At 67.1% G+C, this 1,527-nt stretch carries 2 protein-coding genes; both read right to left on the minus strand.

The window, feature by feature from the left end; all coding sequences use genetic code 11:
- Positions 1-1,208: NAD(P)(+) transhydrogenase (Re/Si-specific) subunit beta (locus WG923_RS30270; protein ID WP_340354763.1), on the minus strand; the 1,208-nt coding region annotated here is incomplete at its 3' end.
- 13 nt (positions 1,209-1,221) lie between these two features.
- The coding region (locus WG923_RS30275) for a proton-translocating transhydrogenase family protein (RefSeq protein WP_340354764.1) at positions 1,222-1,527 on the minus strand (306 nt) is incomplete at its 5' end.

The following is a 1,527-nucleotide window of genomic DNA, read 5'->3' on the forward strand; positions in this document are numbered from 1 at the left end:
GCGGGGTTCACGATGTCGTTGGCGCCGATGACCATCGCGACGTCCGTGGTCGGGAAGTCGTCGTTGATCTCGTCCATCTCCATCACGATGTCGTAGGGCACCTTGGCTTCGGCCAGCAGCACGTTCATGTGGCCCGGCATGCGGCCGGCCACCGGGTGGATGCCGAAGCGCACGTTGACGCCCTTCTCGCGCAGGTGCTTGGTGATCTCGAAGACCGTGTGCTGGGCCTGCGCCACCGCCATGCCGTAGCCCGGCACGATGATCACGTTCTTGGACTCGCGCAGCAGTTCGGCCGTTTCCGCCGCCAGGATCGGCGACACCTCGCCCGCGGGCTGCGCCCCGCCCGCCGCCGCCGGCGTGCCGCCGCCGGTGCCGAAGCCGCCGGCGATCACGCTGATGAAGTTGCGGTTCATCGCGCGGCACATGATGTACGACAGGATCGCACCCGAGGAGCCCACCAGGGCGCCGACGACGATCAGCAGGTCGTTGCTCAGCATGAAGCCCGTGGCGGCCGCGGCCCACCCCGAGTAGCTATTGAGCATCGACACCACCACCGGCATGTCCGCGCCGCCGATGGCCATCACCATGTGCACGCCGAACAGCAGCGCGACGACGGTCATGATGATCAGGGGCACCATGCCGGCCTGGATGTCGGGCGCATGCAGGAACTCGCGGCCGAACCAGATGACGATCAGCAGGCCCGCCAGGTTGAGCCAGTGGCGCGCCGGCAGCAGCATGGGCTTGCCGCCGATCTTGCCCGAGAGCTTGCCGAACGCGATGATCGAGCCGGAGAAGGTCACGGCACCGATCAGGATGCCGATGTAGATCTCCATCTCGTGGATCGATTTCTCGGCCTCGGTCGCGAACACGGTCGACGTGTCGATGTAGCTGGCGAAGCCGACCAGGCAGGCGGCGAGGCCGACCAGGCTGTGCATCAGCGCGACCAGCTCCGGCATCTGCGTCATCTGCACCTTCTTGGCCGCGAACAGGCCGATGCTGCCGCCGACGACCAGCGCCGCGATGATCCAGGCGTAGCCGCTGGCCGTGACGCGCGGGCCGAACACGGTGGCCAGCACCGCGATCGCCATGCCGATGATGCCGAACACGTTGCCGCGGCGCGCGGTCTCCGGGTTCGACAGGCCGCCCAGGCTCAGGATGAAGAGGATCGTCGAGCCGATGTAGGAAACGGTGGAAAGGCTTGCGTTCATGTCCGTTTCCTTCTTATTTGCGGAACATCGCCAGCATGCGCCGCGTGACCGCGAAGCCGCCGAACATGTTGACGGCCGTCAGCGCGAGCGCGAACACGGCCAGGCCGAGGATCAGCAGGTTCGGCCGGTTGACGGCGTCGCCGCCGGTCAGCGGCGGCGCGACCTGGATCAGCGCACCGATCGCGATGATCGACGAGATGGCGTTGGTCACGCTCATGAGCGGCGTGTGCAGCGCCGGCGTCACGTTCCACACCACCATGTAGCCGACGAAGCAGGCCAGCACGAACACGGTGAAGTGCGCCAGGAAGGAGGCCGGCGC

The organism is Ramlibacter sp. AN1133 (assembly GCF_037890035.1).
GTDB lineage: Bacteria > Pseudomonadota > Gammaproteobacteria > Burkholderiales > Burkholderiaceae_C > Ramlibacter.